The organism is Shewanella sp. CG12_big_fil_rev_8_21_14_0_65_47_15 (assembly GCF_002783505.1).
GTDB lineage: Bacteria > Pseudomonadota > Gammaproteobacteria > Enterobacterales > Shewanellaceae > Shewanella.
Map to the genome: position 1 here is coordinate 83,120 of NZ_PFGL01000067.1, position 19,569 is coordinate 102,688.

Annotated in this window: 16 protein-coding genes; 8 read left to right on the forward strand and 8 right to left on the reverse strand. The window is 49.0% G+C overall.

Translation table 11 applies throughout. From position 1 onward, the window contains the following. Nucleotides 1-141: 141 nt before the first annotated feature. The gene (rpiA, locus tag COW15_RS19475; protein WP_293635199.1) at nt 142-804 is read left to right on the forward strand and encodes a ribose-5-phosphate isomerase RpiA; all 663 of its coding nucleotides are present in this window, start codon (nt 142-144) and stop codon (nt 802-804) included. A 176-nt stretch (nt 805-980) separates the two neighbouring features. Here the strand turns inward: rpiA and COW15_RS19480 are convergent, their stop codons facing one another. Further along, entirely contained in the window at nt 981-2,171 is a 1,191-nt protein-coding gene (locus COW15_RS19480) for a class I SAM-dependent methyltransferase (RefSeq protein ID WP_293635201.1), read from the reverse strand. 507 nt (nt 2,172-2,678) lie between these two features. On the opposite strand from COW15_RS19480, the gene COW15_RS19485 reads away from it, so the two are divergent. The 3 genes from COW15_RS19485 (at nt 2,679) to COW15_RS19495 (ending at nt 4,940) form a co-directional block, all read left to right on the forward strand. Next, nucleotides 2,679-3,131, forward strand: coding sequence for a hypothetical protein (locus tag COW15_RS19485; RefSeq protein WP_293635203.1), 453 nt, complete (start codon nt 2,679-2,681; stop codon nt 3,129-3,131). 100 nt (nt 3,132-3,231) lie between these two features. Further along, nucleotides 3,232-4,131 carry a DUF692 domain-containing protein gene (locus COW15_RS19490; RefSeq protein WP_293635205.1) on the forward strand — a complete coding sequence of 300 codons (900 nt, stop codon included), beginning with the start codon at nt 3,232-3,234 and terminating at the stop codon, nt 4,129-4,131. Next, nucleotides 4,128-4,940 (forward strand): DNA-binding domain-containing protein, encoded by an 813-nt coding sequence (locus COW15_RS19495; RefSeq protein WP_293635207.1) that lies wholly within the window; start codon nt 4,128-4,130, stop codon nt 4,938-4,940. Before COW15_RS19490 ends, COW15_RS19495 begins: the two co-directional genes overlap by 4 nt. 109 nt (nt 4,941-5,049) lie before the next feature. Here the strand turns inward: COW15_RS19495 and COW15_RS19500 are convergent, their stop codons facing one another. Next, a complete protein-coding gene (locus COW15_RS19500) occupies nt 5,050-6,225 on the reverse strand; it encodes an endonuclease/exonuclease/phosphatase family protein (protein ID WP_293635249.1) in 1,176 nt (391 codons plus the stop codon). A 618-nt stretch (nt 6,226-6,843) separates the two neighbouring features. On the opposite strand from COW15_RS19500, the gene COW15_RS19505 reads away from it, so the two are divergent. The 4 genes from COW15_RS19505 (at nt 6,844) to COW15_RS19520 (ending at nt 11,245) form a co-directional block, all read left to right on the forward strand. Beyond that, nucleotides 6,844-7,560, forward strand: coding sequence for a hypothetical protein (locus COW15_RS19505; RefSeq protein WP_293635209.1), 717 nt, complete (start codon nt 6,844-6,846; stop codon nt 7,558-7,560). Nucleotides 7,561-7,579: 19 nt separating this feature from the next. After that, nucleotides 7,580-8,953, forward strand: a complete 1,374-nt coding sequence (gene mgtE, locus COW15_RS19510; protein ID WP_293635211.1) for a magnesium transporter — start codon at nt 7,580-7,582, stop codon at nt 8,951-8,953. Between the two features lie 207 nt (nt 8,954-9,160). After that, nucleotides 9,161-10,249: a methyl-accepting chemotaxis protein gene (locus COW15_RS19515; RefSeq protein WP_293635213.1), complete on the forward strand. Its 1,089-nt coding sequence runs from the start codon at nt 9,161-9,163 to the stop codon at nt 10,247-10,249. A gap of 222 nt (nt 10,250-10,471) precedes the next feature. After that, nucleotides 10,472-11,245, forward strand: a complete 774-nt coding sequence (locus COW15_RS19520; RefSeq protein ID WP_293635215.1) for an ABC transporter substrate-binding protein — start codon at nt 10,472-10,474, stop codon at nt 11,243-11,245. 19 nt (nt 11,246-11,264) lie between these two features. Here the strand turns inward: COW15_RS19520 and COW15_RS19525 are convergent, their stop codons facing one another. The 6 genes from COW15_RS19525 to COW15_RS19550 form a co-directional block, all read right to left on the reverse strand. Then, nucleotides 11,265-11,999, reverse strand: a complete 735-nt coding sequence (locus COW15_RS19525) for an RluA family pseudouridine synthase (RefSeq protein WP_293635217.1) — start codon at nt 11,997-11,999, stop codon at nt 11,265-11,267. A 149-nt stretch (nt 12,000-12,148) separates the two neighbouring features. Continuing rightward, complete coding sequence (gene carB, locus COW15_RS19530; RefSeq protein ID WP_293635219.1) at nt 12,149-15,373, reverse strand: carbamoyl-phosphate synthase large subunit; 3,225 nt, start codon at nt 15,371-15,373, stop codon at nt 12,149-12,151. A 27-nt stretch (nt 15,374-15,400) separates the two neighbouring features. Further along, the gene (gene carA / locus COW15_RS19535; RefSeq protein WP_293635221.1) at nt 15,401-16,576 is read right to left on the reverse strand and encodes a glutamine-hydrolyzing carbamoyl-phosphate synthase small subunit; all 1,176 of its coding nucleotides are present in this window, start codon (nt 16,574-16,576) and stop codon (nt 15,401-15,403) included. A 168-nt stretch (nt 16,577-16,744) separates the two neighbouring features. Beyond that, complete coding sequence (dapB, locus tag COW15_RS19540) at nt 16,745-17,557, reverse strand: 4-hydroxy-tetrahydrodipicolinate reductase (RefSeq protein ID WP_293635223.1); 813 nt, start codon at nt 17,555-17,557, stop codon at nt 16,745-16,747. A gap of 71 nt (nt 17,558-17,628) precedes the next feature. Next, nucleotides 17,629-18,246: an FKBP-type peptidyl-prolyl cis-trans isomerase gene (locus tag COW15_RS19545; RefSeq protein WP_293635225.1), complete on the reverse strand. Its 618-nt coding sequence runs from the start codon at nt 18,244-18,246 to the stop codon at nt 17,629-17,631. Nucleotides 18,247-18,463: 217 nt separating this feature from the next. After that, entirely contained in the window at nt 18,464-19,273 is an 810-nt protein-coding gene (locus tag COW15_RS19550) for a M48 family metallopeptidase (protein ID WP_293635227.1), read from the reverse strand. Nucleotides 19,274-19,569 lie beyond the last annotated feature (296 nt).

Here is a 19,569-nt window from a genome sequence, read left to right on the forward strand (position 1 = left end):
TAGGTTATTGGAGCCGCTGACTGATATTGACCAGCCTGCAATCTAGATCACAGCTAAGACGGAATTGCGCCACATTATTTATCGGAAAAGAGTATACTAAGCCCAGAATTTTTTACTCATTTGCCTTAACAGGATATCAACATGACTCAAGATGAAATGAAAAAAGCCGCCGGCTGGGCCGCACTTAAGTACGTTGAAAGAGACAGTATTGTCGGTGTCGGTACAGGTTCGACTGTGAATCACTTTATTGATGCACTGGCGACCATGAAAGCCGATATCGAAGGCGCCGTCTCTAGCTCTGAGGCATCAACTCAGAAAATGAAGGCGCTGGGTATTCCCGTTTATGACTTAAACAGCGTCGATCGTTTATCTGTCTATGTGGACGGTGCCGATGAAATCAACGGCCATATGGACATGATCAAAGGCGGCGGCGCAGCACTAACCCGTGAGAAAATTGTCGCGGCTGTGGCTGAAAAGTTTGTTTGCATCGTCGACAACACTAAGCAAGTCGACATCCTAGGGGAATTTCCACTGCCCGTTGAAGTCATTCCTATGGCGCGCTCCTATGTGGCGCGTCAACTCGTTAAGCTGGGTGGCGATCCCGTGTACCGTGAAGGCGTAGTGACAGATAACGGCAACGTGATCCTCGATGTGTACAATCTTAAGATCCTTAATCCAAAAGAATTAGAAAGTCAGATCAATGAGATAGTCGGCGTTGTCACTAACGGTCTGTTCGCTAAACGCGGCGCAGATGTGTTACTCGTTGGCACCCCTGATGGCGTGAAAACCTTTAAAGCCGAATAAGTTAAGCGTTAACACTCCCATCGCAGTCACAAGGCTGCAGATGTAAAAACACGGTAAAAATACGCGATAAAAATGCCAGCCACTTTATTCAAGGGCTGGCATTTTTTATGGTGCAATTCTTTTGAGACTAAAGCGGACTAAAGCAGAACCAAGCGAATAAAAACAACTCGCTTGGCTTACCAAGCTCTTGCGACTAAACCTTTTAAGTAGAATCCTTCAGGGAAGGCGCTACCGATTGGGTGATCGCTCGCTTGGCTTAAGCGTTCGATAAACTGAATTTCGCGTTTCGCATCCAGCGCCGCATCGGCCACGATTTTTTGGAACAGATCCGCAGGCATTAATCCCGAGCAAGAGAAGGTCAATAACACCCCGCCCGGATTCAATAACTGCAATGCAATCATATTGATGTCTTTATAACCACGGCAGGCGCCATTTAACTGCGCCTTGTTATCGGCAAACTTAGGCGGATCGAGCACAATCACGTCGAAGGTCTTGCCTTCATCACGGTATTGGCGCAGCAACTTGAACACATCGGCTTCGTTGTAATGCACATTGTCATCACTCAAACCGTTCACTTGCATGTTTTGGCGCGCCGTCGCTAAGGCTAAAGAAGACACATCGACGTTTTCGATACTGGCCGCGCCAGCTTTCGCGGCGTACAGACCAAAGGTGCCTGTGTAGCAGAAACAGTTCAGTACCGACTTATCCTTCACAAATCGGGCGGCGATGGCGCGGTTATCCCGTTGATCGAGATAGAAACCTGTCTTATGGCCCTTAATCACATCGACGGCGATCTTGATGCCGTTTTCTTCGATAATCACCGGCATTTCAGGCAGAGTGCCGTGCAGTAAACCCGTCACAGGCAAAAGGCCTTCTTTCTTGCGGGAATCCACATCGGAGCGCTCATAGATAGCGCAATCAGGATATTGCTCGGCCAATAGCTCGACTAAGGTATTGCGCCATAAATCCGCACCAGTGCTCAGTAACTGACACACCAACACATTGGCGTATTTATCGATTGTGATCCCAGGTAAACCATCGGACTCGGCGGCCACTAAACGATAACCCGTTAAACCTTGCTCGCGGATCAGATCGTTACGGCCGATTTGCGCCCGTTGTAAACGTCTGGCAAAAAACGCGCGATCGATTTCTTCTTCGCGATCGAAGGTCCAAATCCGCACTTGGATTTGCGATTCTGGCGACCAAGCACCACGACCTAACCAATGACCATCATGGGCAACCACATCGACTGTCTCACCCGCTTCAGGTTTTCCCTTAATGTTATGAATCGCATTGGAAAATACCCAAGGATGGCGACGCTCGAGCGACTTCTCGCGGCCGGGTTTAAGTTTGATTCTGATAGCCATAGTCTGCCTGTAAAATAGTCTGCCTGTAAAATAGTGCCGCCGTTAAAAGGCGGCAGTCTAAAAATGGGAAACGGATGATATACCCAATGTCACTCGAGTGCGAGTACCGAACGCACCGCAGCACTTATTCGTCATCATCCACGGGTTACCGATCATACCTTATTTACGCCACTAAACCTGCGCAAGAGACGCCATTTTTCCATCAATTAGGCAATTCCCCGGCTCGCTACATCGCGCTGGCCTCGATTTTTACAACATCATTTTAACTTAAGTTGAAAGATATTGGCCTGAGTGCGGGTCTCATTAACGCAACAGGAAAAAGCACAGCGCATTCGAAGGGCTCGTTTAGCCAGCGCACAAGATATTCAAGCGAATTGCTCGATAACAACTAGGCTTATTCCTGTGTTTATTAGTCAATGCTTTATAAGTCGTCGATTTATAGCAGTCGTTATCAAAGCAACCAAATCAAGATTACTCATTAGCAGTCACACTCAAAAGGAATAGATCATGAATAAGAAAACACAAACTGCACTGACTGGCGCCGCACTCGCGATGGCGATGGCAAGCATGGCGGGTTATGCCAATGCCGCCGAACCTATGGCTGGTGCCGACAGTACCGATCTCGTGCATTGTTATGGTGTGAATACCTGTAAAGGCCATAACGATTGCAAAACCGCCGATAACGCCTGCGCCGGACACGCCAGCTGCAAAGGCAGTGGTTTTGTGGCTATGCCATCAAAAAGCTGTGGTGATGTCGGCGGTAAAGTCGCCGATGATTGGGTGGGCAAAATTGCTAACGCCGAGCTAGTTCACTGCTATGGCGTTAACACCTGCAAAGGCCATAACGATTGTAAAACCGCCGACAACGCTTGTGCGGGCCACGCCAGCTGTAAAGGCAGTGGTTTTGTCGCAGCACCGGCAAAATCCTGCGGTGATATCGGCGGCAAAACAGGCGCTTAAACCCCAATATGCCGATTAAAAATCGTGACCAGTTTAATGCTGGTCACGTTTATCACCCTTTTCCCCCAGACAATAGAAAACTTAAGGATAAGGAGTCATTGTGGCGCAAGATGTCATCACCCAAGCACCATTAGGTTTTGGCTTAGGTCTTAGGACGCAGCATTTCGATGCCGTGCTCAATACCGAGCCCGATATCGATTGGTTTGAAGTGCTCTCGGAAAATTACATGGTCGCCGGCGGTAAACCCCGCTATTACCTCAAGGAAATTGGCGAGCGTTATCCCTTAGTCATGCACGGCGTTTCCCTGTCGATTGGCAGTACCGATCCGCTCAATATGGATTACCTTAAAGCCTTAAAACAGCTCGCCAACGATGTGCAGCCCCAATGGATTTCTGACCATATCTGCTGGACCTCAATTCACGGGGTGAACAGCCACGATCTCCTGCCTCTACCCTATACCGAAGAAACCGTTAAACATGTAGCGCAACGGATTAAAACCGTCCAAGACTTTTTAGGTCGCCGCATTTTGATGGAAAACGTGTCTAGCTATTTGTCATACCAAGATTCCAGCATGGACGAATGGGAGTTCGTTAATGCCGTTGCCGAGACCGCTGACTGTTTAATCTTGTTAGATATCAATAATATTTACGTCAGTGCCCGCAATCATAATTTCAATCCGTTGGACTACTTGAATAAAATCAATCCCAAACGGGTGCAGCAATTCCACCTCGCCGGACACAGCGACTATGGCGACTATGTGATAGACACCCACGACCATGATGTACCGAGCAGCGTGTGGGATCTCTACCGCGCTGCACTGAAACGTTTTGGCGGCATCAGCACTATGATAGAACGCGACGCCAATATCCCCGCGTTTTCCGCCCTCGAAGCCGAACTTGCCATTGCCAGAAATATCGCCCGCGATACCTTAGGTGAGACACATCCACTCAACGCCGCCAAAGGTAGAAAGAACATGCAGGAAGGAAAGGTTATCGTATGAGCCAACTTCAGCAACTGCAACACGCATTTATGGATTATCTGCTGGCGAGTGCGGCGGTCGATACGCCGCCCACACTTGCGCAAACCACGCAAACCTTCAAAGATAAGATTGCCGAGCAAGGCGGCATCAATGCCGATATCCGGATGCAGATTTATGCCAATGCCTATCGCATTCGTTTAACCGAAACCCTCGAAACCGACCACGAAATGCTGGGCATCTATCTGGGTGATGAACTCTTTGAACGCATGGCCAAAGGTTATATTGCCAGTCAGCCATCGGCGTTTACCTCACTGCGCAGTTTTGCCGATGCCCTGCCCGACTATTTAACCCAAGATGCATTTTTTAGTCAGTATCCGATCATTGCCGATATTGCCCGCTTCGAGCGGAGTTTATTAAATGCCTTCGATGCTTTTGATACCGAACGCGCCACTTTTGCGCGCCTGCAAGCACTGCCTGCCGAGCAATGGCCGGGTTGTCAACTGCGCTTTCATCCCAGCGTACAGCTATTTCAATGCAACAGTAATGCAGTGGAAACTTGGCAAGCATTAAAACAGCAAGCATCACCGCCCAGTCCCGATTATCAAGGTAAACGAGCTTGGTTACTTTGGCGCGGCGAAAGCCGATTAACTGAGTTTATTTCCCTGTCAGAATATCAACTCGCCTTGCTGCTAGGATTTATCGGCGGTGCCACCTTTGCCGAGCAATGCGAAATGATGTTGGCATTTTTTAGCGACGCGCAGGCGCCGATGCAAGTGCTGCAGGCACTGCAAGCTTGGTTTCAAATGGGGCTTATCCGCGATATCGCTTAATCTCAACGGGGTTTATGTGAGTGAACGCTAATGTGATTTAAAGTACGATCGAGTCCGCTTGAGTGAGTTTATGTTGCTTGATTTAGCTCGCTTAACTGAAGCATAAAACTTAGCTACGTAGCGCTAGCTCAACAATCACAGGCGCATGGTCAGTGCTGTAGGCATCGCGCTCATATTCGGGTCTGACCAAGTGCCTGTCGCAGGTTTGATAATCCACCACTTGGGCTAAGCTGCGGCCATGGCTCGCATCGAACTCACTCGAAAGCAAAATATAATCCAGCACAGAACCTTTAGGGCCATAGTAATGGGTCGCCGCTCTGTGCTCCCTATGGTAAGCGGTATTGCCCGTCAAACTGTCCCTCAAGTTCGCTTCCATAAATAACTCATAGGCATCCTTAAGCTGATACTGAGCAAACACCGCAGCTAACGCCACATCCGATAAATGCCCAAGGCCCGCGGCTTTAATGTCATTACTGTGAAGGCTCTCACCCTGAATCGTTAGCGCATCTAAGGCGCCCATCGTCAGGCTGTCATTAAAGTCACCCATCACAATAACGGGATGTTTAGATGCTTGCCTGCGCACCAATATGCCATTGAATAATAACGCTGCTTCTGCGCCGCGCTGCATGGTGGATGCCCAGCGCCCCAAAGCTTGCTCTGTGAGTAATTGGGTTTCTGAATGCAGTTTTATGCTCGCTGCGGGCGCCGAGTTATCTAAAGCAAGGGGCTGATTTTCAAATGGCTGATGTTCAAATAGTTTAGGTTCAGATAGCTTAGGCTCGATGGCTAATCCCGCGCGTTTTGATTTAAAGTGCACCACATAGTGATCGCACAAACCTATTTGCGGCACCTCAATGGTTGCGCGCAGCACCTTACGGCTAAAGGCAAATTCACTCGATAATCCCATCGCCGCCACTAAGCGCGCATCAGGTTCGACACTGCTGATTTCTACTATGGGATAACGGGAAGCCAGTGCGACCACAGGGCTACGATAAATGTAATCACTGATAAGGGTAGGCGCATCGACGATAGCAAAATGTACTAACCCTTGCTCGCTGACGATACGTTTCAGCGGCTCAGGACTAAACACTTCTTGAAATCCGACAATATCGGGCTGACGATGGCCGAGAAACTCACTCAGCCATTGGCACTTTTTCTGCCACTGACCATGGCTATAGATGTTTTCAAAATCGTAGTAGGCCAAAGGCGGCTCAATAAAGTTAAATAGATTGATACTGGCGATCTTAATATTGCCCACCCTAGTATGGGGAACAGTTGTCGTCATTGGCCCTAGGGCATTGATATCATATGTCACAGCTTAATACCTCCAAATCTGAATGCGGCGGTGGATGTTTATGCTCCCTATGGCTTATCAGCAAAGCTCAGTTTAAAAAACATACCGACAACCTTTGCGTGCACAAAAACTCATCAACAGTCGTAATAAATTCACACTAACTCCAACATAACTCAAGAGCTAACTTTTATTTAAAATATAAATCCAAACAAAAACATAGGTAACGACTTGTGCGGTTGACTTTCACTTTTTGCCCATTAAAATGATGGCGACTTTTAATCATTGCGGAGACCCACTGTGGGCACACACATAAGCGACAGTAGACGCCCTGTCCAAAAGACAGGATTTAACGCCTAGCACTAGCCCGCAATTTTTTGCTGCTACCTGCTAAGCAGGGTAGTAGCGTGAACCATTCTTCACTCCGCCTCCCCCAAATATCAAATACAAACCATAAAGCCTGAGCCTATGGCTGCGCTTTCGCCATTCCAGCATATTCGCTGGGGTTCAGTTATGGGTATTTTTTGCATCTCAAAGCACGTTTTTTGCCTCAGTGGACTTCGTTTTCCCTATGGATTAACACCTAAGGGTTTACATCTGAGGAGCCTAAATATGGCTTACATAAACAACACAGCAATTTTGCGGTCTCTATCCTGTGCAAGTATCAGCTTGTACTACAGCATGAGTGCGGCGGCATCCCATCTCGAAGTGGATGATCCCGCCCTCGCGGATCGCTGTGAATTAGAAATGGGCTGGCAACAACCTAGATCGGATCATGCTCGCCCACAATTAAACGCGGCCACCACTTGCAGCCGCAATCAATGGGAATGGCATTTAGGATTAGTGTCTAATGCCAATAACGATATTCGTGAAGAGCAGGCTGAAGTCGGTATCAAGCTACCGCTCAACTTAAACTCCCACTCGGGTTCAGGTTCGGATTCAGAGCAGCAGGATGATTGGCACAGCGCAGTGGTGATCAATGTGCAGAAAAACCTCGAGATAAGCAACGGGTTTGCCACCGAAGCCTTCGGCATTGTGGGCAAAACCTTAGGCGATTCCGATGTCAGCCTGTATGCCAACCTAGGTTTCACCCATGGGTTTACTCAATCGACCCAATTACTTGCGGGTATCGCGGCGGCCTATGAACTCAGTAGTCAGCATCGCCTGATAGCCGAGCTTTATCAAAAAGAGTTGAGCGAGACTGCCTATCAGTTCGCCTATCAACACACGCCGCAACGACAGCTACAGCTCGAATTGAACCTAGGCAATGCCCTTCGTGGCAACGCGCTGCAACTTGGCGCAGACATCACCTTTTACTTTGGTCACTAGATCGTTGAGAGAATGAGCTATGAACATGAATAACAGCACAAACAACACCAAAAAAATCATCCATAACCTGCGAATGATTATCGAGCAACGCAGTGCCAGCGCCATGGCTGAATTAGCCGAAAAGCGCCATCCTGCCGATATTGCAGCCGTATTTAACGTCTTTAACCAAGCTCAGCAAGTCCTATTGTTGCAACTGGCCTCGCCTAAGGTTTGCGCCAATCTGTTCCGCTACCTGACCGACGAATTGCAGGCGAGCTTAGTTCAGCAGCTAGATAAAACCACGCTTTCAGCGCTACTGGTGCATATGGCGGCCGATGAACGTGCCGACCTTTATAATCTGCTCGATGAAACCCAGCAAGCGGCCATTTTACCTGCGCTCGCCTTGGCCAAACGGGAAGATATGCGCACCCTCGCCGCCTATGATAAGGCGAAGGTTGGCGCTGTCATGACCTCGGATTACACCTTGCTCAATAGCCGCCATACTGCGGCAGAAGCCATCGATACCCTACGCACAGAGGCCGCCGATAAGGAAACCATTTATCAAACCTATGTGGTGGACATGTTAGGCCGCTTAATAGGAACTGTGTCTTTAAGGCAGCTATTACTGGCGCAGCCCCACGAGCGAGTGGTCGATTTTATGAAACCCGATCCCGTCGCCCTCGATGCCAATGCCTTTCGCGAAGAGGCGGTGCAGATGATCGCCCATTACGACTTGATGGCGCTGCCCGTAGTCAATGGCAAAGGCCAGCTTGTCGGTATCGTCACCTATGATGATGCTATGGATATCGCCAGCTCACAGGCGGATCTTGAGTTCACAAAAACCGCGGCCATAGGCAATATCGACCATAACCTTAAGACCGCCAGCATAGGCTTACTCTACCGTAAGCGCGTGGTCTGGCTGGTGATTTTAGTCTTTGGCAATATCTTCTCTGGAGCGGGTATCGCGTTTTTCGAAGATACCATCGCCAGTTATGTGTCCTTGGTCTTCTTCCTACCGCTACTTATTGATAGCGGCGGTAATGCGGGCTCACAATCGGCGACCTTAATGGTACGCGGTTTGGCCACCGGAGAAGTGGTACTCAAGGACTGGTTATCTATGCTAGGGCGAGAGTTATTTGTCGCCGGATTATTAGGTGCCAGCATGGCGGCGGCAGTGTCCTTGCTAGGATTTTGGCGTGGCGGCCCTGAAATCGCACTGGTTGTCGCGCTCACTATGCAAATCGTGGTGATCATTGGCAGCTTGATTGGTATGTCTCTGCCCTTCCTGCTGAGCAAGTTAAAGATGGATCCTGCGGCGGCGAGTGCACCACTCATCACCTCCATCGCCGATATCATAGGTGTGCTGGTTTACTTTAGCATTGCAACACTGGTGCTCGATTTACCTATGCCTTAGATATCAAAATGGGGAGCACGGCCTAATGCCTTAGCTGTGCTTCCCACTCAATCGGCTAATAACCACAAAATATATAAGAATAAACCCCAGGGATAGGGTAATATTTCAGTAGCAAGATTAATTTTTACCTATCCTTAACATTCGTAAATCCACAGCCATTCAACAAGCAGTAGCCATAACGATACTAACAAAGGTTTAGAGGTTTTTATGTGGTTTAATTCCAAGCTCAAAACGGAAAATAACATACTCAAGCAGCAACTCGCCGAGCAGCAGCGTAGATATCAAATCGAAATTGATGAACTTAAAGCTATGGTGCGTGAAAACGAAACCATGCAGCAGCAATCGCGCCAAAATACCGATCTTTTTAATGAAGTGATTGCCTGCCAAAACCAAGGTGGAGAGATGTTACATGCGGTGCGCGATGGTCTAGCTAACAGTGCCGAATTGCTCACCGCCGAACAAGATTCACTGTCCGAACTCGATAAAATTTTCGATCAGACCCGTGTCGCCATCGTGAGCTTAGGCAATAGGGCGACCTATATTAATGAACAGGCCATGAGCAGCATGAAGGCCGTGACCGAACTAGATACGACAACCTCATCGATCAACCAGTTTGTCGCGGCAATTCAAGGCATTTCAGAGCAAACGAACCTTCTAGCACTGAATGCCGCCATCGAAGCCGCCCGTGCGGGCGAAGCGGGACGGGGCTTTGCCGTGGTCGCCGATGAAGTGCGCCAACTGGCGAGTAAAGCCCATGAAGCCAGCAGTCAAATTGAAAAATTGGTAAAGCAAATCGTCGCTCAAGCAACCAGTATTAAAGAGATTGTTCATAATAATCAGAGCAGTGCCATGGATGTCGCCTCATCATCCACCCAAATCGGCCAAGTGGTTGAAGATGTATTACAGCGCTCAAAGCAAATGCAGCAGGTTATCCATAACGCTGCCACCGCCTCTTTCTTAAATACCACTAAACTCGACCATGCGGTTTGGAAGAGCAACGTATATCAACTGATTGAAAAACCGAAACATAACCACGATGTAAACTCACATACAGAGTGCCGCTTAGGGCATTGGTATTTCAACGGATTTGGGGCTGAGCATTATCAGCATTTGAGTAACTTCAAGGCCTTAGATACACCACATAAGGCGGTACACGAAGCGGGTAAAGCGGCGCTCAATGCAAGGCAAAAAGGTCATCTGCCTGAGATGGTGAAACAACTGCACCTCATGGAAGACGCCAGTATGCGCGTTGTCCATTGCCTAGATAATCTTATGCGTGATGTGTATCGGGTATAAAGTCCACAGTGTTCAAATTCTAAACCACTGCTGTATCTAAACCACGGTTCCCCACCGAAGAACACAATACCCGTGCTCTTTGCTGGGGACAAACCCAATCCATAATTTCAATTTACAAAAATAAACCGAAGTTCTACTTGATAGCCGAAGGCATCTCATCTTTAATAGCATGAGAGCAAGCTGTGAGACTCAATTGTAACATTCTAATTTTTAGGGTTATTAATGAAATTTGTCACAGATACTTTGCTCGCTATTTTTCTCTGCAGCGCATTTCCCCTAGGCGCACAGCCGCTAAACATCTATACCGAAGAATGGTCACCGATCAGTTTTTCCATCGATGGTAAACCCGCTGGTTTAGCTGTGCAGGTCGTAGAAGAAATTCAACAGCGCATCAAAAATCAAGATCCTATCAGGGTCGTACCTTGGGCTAGGGGCTGGAAAATGCTGACCGAGCAACCTAGTACTGTGTTGTTTACTATGACGCGCACGGCAGAAAGGGAGCAGATGTTTACTATGATAGGACCCGTTGCCGTCGGCACGACTAATTTCTATGCCTTAAAAAATAGCGGCATCAAAATCACTACCCTAGATGATGCTAAAAGGGCGAAGGCCATTGGCGTCTATCGTGCCTCAGTGGAGGAACAATTACTCATTGAACATGGCTTTAGCAATATTGCCGCCTCATCGACTCCGCTATTGAGTGCAAAACAGCTGATGAAACACCGCATAGACCTCTGGTGTAATGCCAATCTCACCGCGCCGAGTATTTTGTCGGGTGCGGGCGCCAGTATTGATGAGGTCGAGTCCCTGTTCACGATCAGCGCTAATCATCTGTACATTGCCTTCTCGCAAGGCACGCCCAATGAAGTGATCGAGCAGTGGAAAAGTGCCCTAGAAGCGATAAAAGCGGATGGTACTTTCAAAGCGATTTACCATACTTGGCTCCCCAACGATGCGCCGCCAATGCAGACCGAACGTATCGGTCGAACCAACTAAGGGTAAAGACTGACCGCACTTAGAAAGGACAGTCGCAAATCCAATCGATACGCTCACCCGTGATCGGATGCTCGAAGGCTAGACGGGTCGCATGTAGCATTAATCTGCGGTTACTCACTCTCTTAGTCATGTCTGGATCAGCTGCATCAGCTTTATCAGCCGTGCTCTCACCCACGCCACCATAGAGATCGCATCCCAGAATCGAGTGGCCCAATTGCTGGCTGTGGATCCGCAGTTGATGGGTGCGGCCAGAAACCGGAGTAAACTCGACCCGCGTGGCAAAAGGTTCAGTTAACCGCTCCAACACTCGATATTCGCTGATCGCAGGTTTACCTGTTGTATGGCAAATCTTCTGCAATGGAAAATGGTCGATATCCTTAGCGATCGACAAATTAATCACCCCGCTGTCAGCGGCGACATGCCCGTGGAGCAAGGCGGTATAACGCTTCTCGACCGTGCGTGCCTGAAACTGCTTGGTCAGCAAGCCATTCACGCTTTTATTCAGCGCCACCAGCATGATACCCGAAGTGCCCAAATCGAGCCTATGCAGCAAAGTGGCCGTCGGGAAATCCTGCACTAACCGATAATGCACTGAGTCGAGATTCAGCGGATTCTTCCCCGACAAACTCAATAATCCGCTCGGCTTATCAATCAGCAGAATGTCGCTATCTTGATAAAGCACGCGTATCTGCCCCAAGCAAGGCGGCGCAATAAAAGTATCAACTTTGGCAAGGCTATCGGTTAGAGCAGACATAGTTTTTCAAGCAACCTAAATGGGAAATAAAATGAGCTAAGTCATACTCAAAACAAGCTGAAAAACTCAATAAAACAAACACCAGCCTAAATAATAAAGCCGTATAACCTAGGTTATACGGCTTTATTGACATGCATTAACAGTAAAACTTATTTAGCCAGCACGCGCTGATGTAGCTCTTGTACCGACGTCACGTTAGTACGGTCATCGGCGGCATGGGCCATACAGGTGGCGAATGCGGCGTTCATGGTCGTGGTGTAGTTAACCTTGTAACGCAGTGCACCGCGGCGCAATTGACGAGAATCTTCAATCGCTTGGCGACCTTCGGTGGTGTTGACGATATAAGTGTATTCACCATTCTTGATGCGATCGAGAATGTGTGGACGACCTTCGTGCACCTTGTTCACTAAACGTGGGTTGATACCCGCTTCACCGAGGATAACCGCAGTGCCGTGGGTCGCATCGATTTGGTAACCCAGCTCGATGAGCTTAGCGGCTAAATCGGCAACGCGTTTCTTATCGCTGTTACGCACAGACAATAACGCACGACCCGATTTAGGCACCTCAGAAGTGGCACCTAACTGCGCCTTGGCATAGGCTTCGGCGAAGGTATCGCCCACGCCCATGACTTCACCGGTAGAGCGCATTTCTGGGCCCAACAGTGGGTCAACACCGGGGAACTTGTTAAAGGGCAATACCACTTCTTTCACTGAGTAGAAAGGTGGGATCACTTCTTTGGTGAAGTTTTGCGACTTCAAGCTTTGACCCGCCATCACACGCGCGGCAATCTTAGCTAAAGGCACACCGGTCGCTTTCGACACGAATGGCACGGTACGGGCGGCGCGTGGGTTAACTTCAATCATGTAGATTTCGTTATCTTTCACGGCAAATTGTACGTTCATCAGACCGATAACACCCAGTTCCATCGCCAATTTGCCGACTTGAACGCGCATGCGATCTTGGATTTCTTGGCTTAAGGTGTACGGTGGCAGTGAGCAACCTGAGTCACCCGAGTGCACACCCGCCTGCTCGATATGCTCCATAATGGCACCGATAACCACAGTTTCACCATCACAGACTGCGTCTATATCCACTTCGATAGCATCATCTAAGAAGCGATCGAGCAGTACTGGCGAAGCGTTCGATACACTCACGGCTTCGTTAAAGTAACGCAGTAAGTCCTGTTGGTCGTACACGATTTCCATCGCGCGGCCACCCAATACGTAGGATGGACGCACCACTAACGGATAACCGATACGCTCGGCGGCAATTACTGCACCTTCTACGGTCGTAACTGTATCGTTTTCGGGCTGTTTCATCTCTAAGCGTTGAATCGCCTGTTGGAAACGTTCACGGTCTTCGGCGCGGTCAATCGCATCCGGACTAGTACCAATAATTGGCACACCCGCCGCCTCAAGGGCACGGGCCAGTTTCAGCGGAGTTTGACCACCGTACTGCACGATAACACCCTTTGGCTTTTCGATACGGACAATTTCTAGTACATCTTCCAGTGTGACTGGCTCGAAGTACAGACGGTCTGAAGTGTCGTAGTCGGTTGAAACGGTTTCAGGGTTACAGTTCACCATGATGGTTTCATAGCCGTCTTCACGTAGCGCTAACGCCGCGTGCACGCAGCAATAATCGAACTCAATACCTTGACCGATACGGTTTGGACCACCACCTAACACCATGATTTTGTCACGGTTTGAAGGGTTGGCTTCGCACTCTTCCTCATAGGTTGAGTACATATAAGCCGTATCAGTCGCAAACTCGGCCGCGCAGGTATCCACACGTTTGTAGACAGGGTGCAGGTCAAACTTATCACGCAGCTTACGCACTTCGGCTTCGCTCACGCCTAATACATCGGCCAGACGCGCATCGGCAAAGCCTTTACGCTTGAGCTTACGCAGTAAATCTTCGTTTAAGCCCGCCAAACCCACTTCGGCCACTTGGCCTTCGAGCTGGATAAGTTCTTCAATTTGTACCAGGAACCAAGGGTCAATATTGGTCAGACGGAAGATCTCATCTAGGCTTAGTCCAGCACGCATCGCATCGGCAATGTACCAAATGCGGTCACAGCCTGGCTCTTTCAGCTCGAGGCGAATACGTGACATAGCCTCAGGCTTAGTCATGTCAGTGATAGGGTCTAAACCATGGCGGCTTACTTCTAAACCACGCAAGGCTTTTTGCAGTGACTCTTGGAAAGTACGTCCAATCGCCATCACTTCGCCCACGGATTTCATCTGTGTGGTTAAACGATCGTTAGAACCGGCGAACTTTTCAAAGTTAAAACGCGGTACTTTAGTCACAACGTAATCGATAGCAGGCTCGAATGACGCTGGCGTGCGGCCGCCAGTGATGTCGTTCATCAACTCATCGAGGGTAAAACCGACCGCTAACTTAGCGGCGATTTTCGCAATCGGGAACCCCGTTGCCTTCGATGCCAATGCCGATGAGCGCGATACCCTTGGGTTCATCTCGATGATCACCATACGGCCATCTTGCGGATTAATACCAAACTGTACGTTTGAACCGCCCGTTTCAACGCCAATCTCACGCAGTACCGCCATAGAGGCGTTGCGCATCAATTGGTATTCTTTGTCGGTCAGGGTTTGTGCTGGCGCAACGGTAATAGAGTCGCCGGTGTGCACGCCCATGGGATCGAAGTTTTCGATAGAACAGACTATGATGCAGTTGTCGTTGCGGTCACGGACCACTTCCATCTCGTACTCTTTCCAACCGATTAAGCTCTCATCGATTAGCAGTTCTTTGGTTGGCGATAAATCGAGACCTTGGGAACAGATTTCTTCAAACTCTTCCTTGTTATAGGCGATACCGCCACCCGTTCCACCCATAGTGAATGATGGACGGATAATACAAGGGAAACCGACTTGGTCGAGTACGCCATAGGCTTCTTCCATGCTGTGGGCGATGCCCGCGCGTGGACACTCTAAGCCAATGCTCTTCATGGCTTTGTCGAAACGGCTACGGTCTTCTGCTTTATCAATCGCGTCAGCGGTCGCACCGATCATTTCAACGTTAAATTCCGCCAGCACGCCCTTAGCTTCAAGCTCTAGGGCACAGTTCAGTGCGGTTTGGCCGCCCATGGTTGGCAGAATCGCGTCTGGGCGTTCCTTAGCGATAATGTTACGCACCACTTCCCAGTGAATCGGCTCGATATAAGTCGCATCGGCCATTTCAGGGTCGGTCATAATAGTGGCAGGGTTAGAGTTCACTAGAATGACGCGGTAGCCTTCTTCACGCAGCGCTTTACACGCCTGTGCGCCTGAATAATCAAACTCACATGCCTGACCAATAACAATCGGACCGGCGCCTAGGATAAGAATACTCTTTATATCTGTACGTTTTGGCATTGCTCTTCTCTTCTCCTAGCTAGCGTATTACTTGGCGTTCTGACTTTTCGTTACAAGACGATAGTTTTCGATAAGCTCGATAAAGTGATCGAACAGCGGGGCTGCATCGGTCGGTCCAGGGCTCGCTTCGGGGTGTCCCTGGAAGCTAAACGCAGGCTTATCCGTACGATGGATACCTTGCAGTGAACCATCGAACAGCGACTTATGGGTCACCTTAATATTGGCGGGTAAGGTCGCTTCATCGGCAGCAAAACCGTGGTTTTGACTGGTGATCATCACATTACCTTGCTCGATATTGCTCACTGGGTGGTTGGCACCGTGGTGACCAAATTTCATCTTTAAGGTTTTTGCACCCGAGGCCAGCGCCAGTAACTGGTGACCTAAACAGATACCGAAAATCGGTGTGTCGGTTTTCAGAATTTGTTGAATCGCTTCAATCGCATAATCGCATGGCTCTGGGTCGCCTGGGCCGTTCGACAGGAACACGCCATCGGGATTCATCGATAACACTTCTGATGCAGGGGTTTTAGCTGGCACAACTGTGACATCACAACCACGGTCCACTAGCATACGCAGGATGTTTTGCTTAACGCCGTAGTCGTAGGCAACCACTTTGTATTTAAGCGCTTCTGCTGGCGTATCCGCGGGCAAACCGCCGACTAAACGCCAGCTACCTTGACGCCATTGATAAGCTTTATCTGTGGTGACTTCCTTTGCTAAATCCATGCCTTTCAAACCGGGGAAGGCTTTGGCGGCGGCGAGCGCTTTGGCTGCATCTAAGTCAGTACCCGCCATAATACAACCGGCTTGGGCACCTTTTTCACGGAGAATACGTGTTAACTTACGGGTATCGATATCTGCTATGCCAACGACATTGTTTGCTTTGAGATAATCGCTTAAGCTTTGTTGATTACGGAAGCTACTCGCTATGAGTGGAAGATCGCGAATGATAAGACCACAGGCGTGAACCCCATTGGATTCAATATCTTCATTATTAGTGCCAGTGTTGCCTATGTGTGGGTAGGTTAAAGTTACAATCTGGCGAGAGTAGGATGGATCAGTTAAAATTTCTTGGTAACCTGTCATAGAAGTGTTAAAAACAACTTCACCAACAGAGAGTCCATCGGCACCAATTGCTGTGCCAGTGAATACGGTTCCATCTTCGAGTACGAGTAAGGCAGACTTTGTCAACGCGACCTCCATAAAGAGCCAAGCCACTGAAATATAATGTTTTTATGTTATGTTAAGATACCAATTTCCGCTAATTTACGAAATTTTGACAAATTCCAGCGAGTTTACAGGAAAAACGTGAAATCGTCCACCCATTGGTATCTGGGTGCAAAAAAAAACGCCAACCTGGCGTTTTTAATATTAATGCAAACCTAAGACCTGCTGCATATCATACAGACCCGGCTCTTGCTCCACTAACCAGCTCGCGGCGCGCATGGCGCCGTTAGCAAAGGTCATACGACTCGAGGCTTTATGGGTGATCTCTAAACGTTCACCGATATCGGCAAACATAGCCGTATGCTCACCGACTAAATCACCGGCACGAATGGTCGCAAAACCTATAGTTTCACGGTCACGTTCACCCGTGATCCCTTCGCGGCCATACACGGCACATTTCTCAAGATCGCGACCTAAGGTCTTAGCGATCACTTCACCCATTTTCAGGGCAGTGCCCGACGGCGCATCTTTTTTGTGTCTGTGGTGACCTTCGATAATTTCGATATCGGTGTAATCACCCATGACTTCGGCAGCCAGTTCGAGCAATTTCCACATCAAGTTGACACCCACAGACATATTCGGTGCCATCACCACAGGGGTTTGCTCGGCAAAGGCATTGATCTGTTCTTTTTGAGCATGATTGAAACCGGTTGTGCCGATCACCATGGCTTTCTTATGGCGCACACACCAATCTAAATGGACAATACTGGCGTCTGGCGCAGTGAAATCAATCAAGACATCAAAATCATCGGTCGCGTAATCCAGCGAATCCATGATCATGACCTTTAATTTACCCACACCAGCTAGCTCACCCGCATCCACGCCCACTAAACTAGAGCCAGCGCGCTCGATAGCGGCGCCCAGCAATATATGGTCGTGATTGTAAGCCGCTTCAATAAGAGTGCGTCCCATACGACCACCAGCACCGACGATTGCCACTCTCACTTGTCCACTCATTTCAATCTCCTCAGTCTTTCTTTGTCTTCCATAAGAAAACGCCTAAGACAGGCTTAGGCGTTTCAATCACATTAGACTATGTCTAACAACTCAACTTCAAATACCAAAGTTGAGTATGGAGGAATAGAAGCCCCCGCGCCACGCTCACCGTAAGCTAAATGATGTGGCACAAATAATTTCAACTTAGTGCCTACTGGCATCAGTTGCAGTGCTTCGGTCCAGCCAGCGATAACGCCAGATACTGGGAACTCAGCGGGTTGACCACGAACTACAGAGCTATCGAACACATCACCATTGATGAAAGAACCATGGTAGTGAGTACGCACTGTATCTTCGTAAGTTGGTTTAGCACCGTCACCTTGGACTAATACTTCGAACTGCAGACCAGAGTCAGTCACAGTCACGCCATCACGCTTAGCATTTTCTGCTAAAAACGCATCGCCTTCAGCAGACGCAGCGGCAGCAGCTTGCTCTTGAGCAGCTTGAATACGACCGCTAATTTCAGTGAACGCAACTTGCAGATCTTGCATAGACACAGCACTTTCTAAACCGGCAAACGCATCGGCTAAACCCGCTTGGACGGCTGGAATATCCACACCATCAAAAGAATTAGCGGCCAGTTGCTCACCCATTTGACGGCCTACACCGTAGCTTGCTTGCTGTTCAACAGTACTGAATTTATCAGACATAATTAACGACTCTCAATTTATCAGTGGAATTTTGCGCGCCAGTTTACCATAGTTCCACGGCCTATGCTGATAAACTGACTGCTTATTTAACTCAGGCGGCTTTTTTACACACTTATTGCGTATTTATCCAAAAGCGTAAATATGCTAAGGACGCATATCGGCCAGAAAACAACCGCTAACACTCAACCAAGTGGCACTTCACTAAGCAGCGTGCAGCTTATTTCGGCGCCACACATTGGTTCTTCACTTGGGTTTTAGCGTTGGCATAGAGTGGCTGCATCTGCCCTTGCAGTTGTTGCAACTGAGCGATGCGATTACTGTTCGATGGATGGGTCGATAATAATTCCGGCCCCTGACTGCCGCCCACCTTCGACATGTTCTGCCATAAGGTCACACTTTGCGCCGGATCGAAACCGGCTCTCGCCATCAGCTCTAAGCCCATCACATCGGCTTCGCTCTCTTGAGCGCGGCCAAAGGGCAGAATCACCCCAACCTGAGCACCGAGTCCCAAGGCCGACATATATAAGTCGCGATTCGACACACCACTCGCCCCCAACGCCGCATCGGCTATTTGCATACCAACGCCCGTTAGCTGCCCGCGGGAAACCTGCTCATTACCATGTTGCGCCAACACGTGCGCCACTTCATGACCGAGCACAGTGGCAAGCTGATCAGGGCCCTTAGCGATCTTAAGTAAGCCGCTATAGACACCAATGTGGCCACCCGGGAGTGCAAAGGCATTCACTTGTTCTGAGTCAAATAACACCACATCCCAGCGCTGGGTTTGATCCGGCAGCACTGCGGTAATACGATTGGCGACACAATTGACGTATTGCGTCAGCTTTTTATCGCTACTCACCTTTTGCTGCTTTTTCATCTCTTCAAAGGAAGCATCGCCCATCTGCTGCATCTGCGCCGCTGAAAAGAGCAAGGTCTGGCCCCGCCCCGTTGGCGATTGCGTGGTCGCGCAGGCCGATAATCCGAGCACGACTGCCATCCCCACTAAGCCTAAACGCATTGATTTCATCTGACACTCCTTAAATCCCCTGACGGGCGTGAAGATCCTTGAGCCAACACGGGCTCAGCTAATGAAGAGATTTTACTGGGATAGGGCCGATAAGCCAAACGTAAGTCGATGCAACACCATTAAAGTGACTCAATCCCCCTTTACGCTCGCTATGACGGGCAAAACCATTTGTTGAAACAGAAATTAACAAATGTAAATAACCTGCAAAATCATTCGAGAATAATTATCATTCGTCCGTCTTATGCTCGGCATCCCCGTCTTTAGTTGGACTCAATGCTAGGTTTTACCTCCGCTTT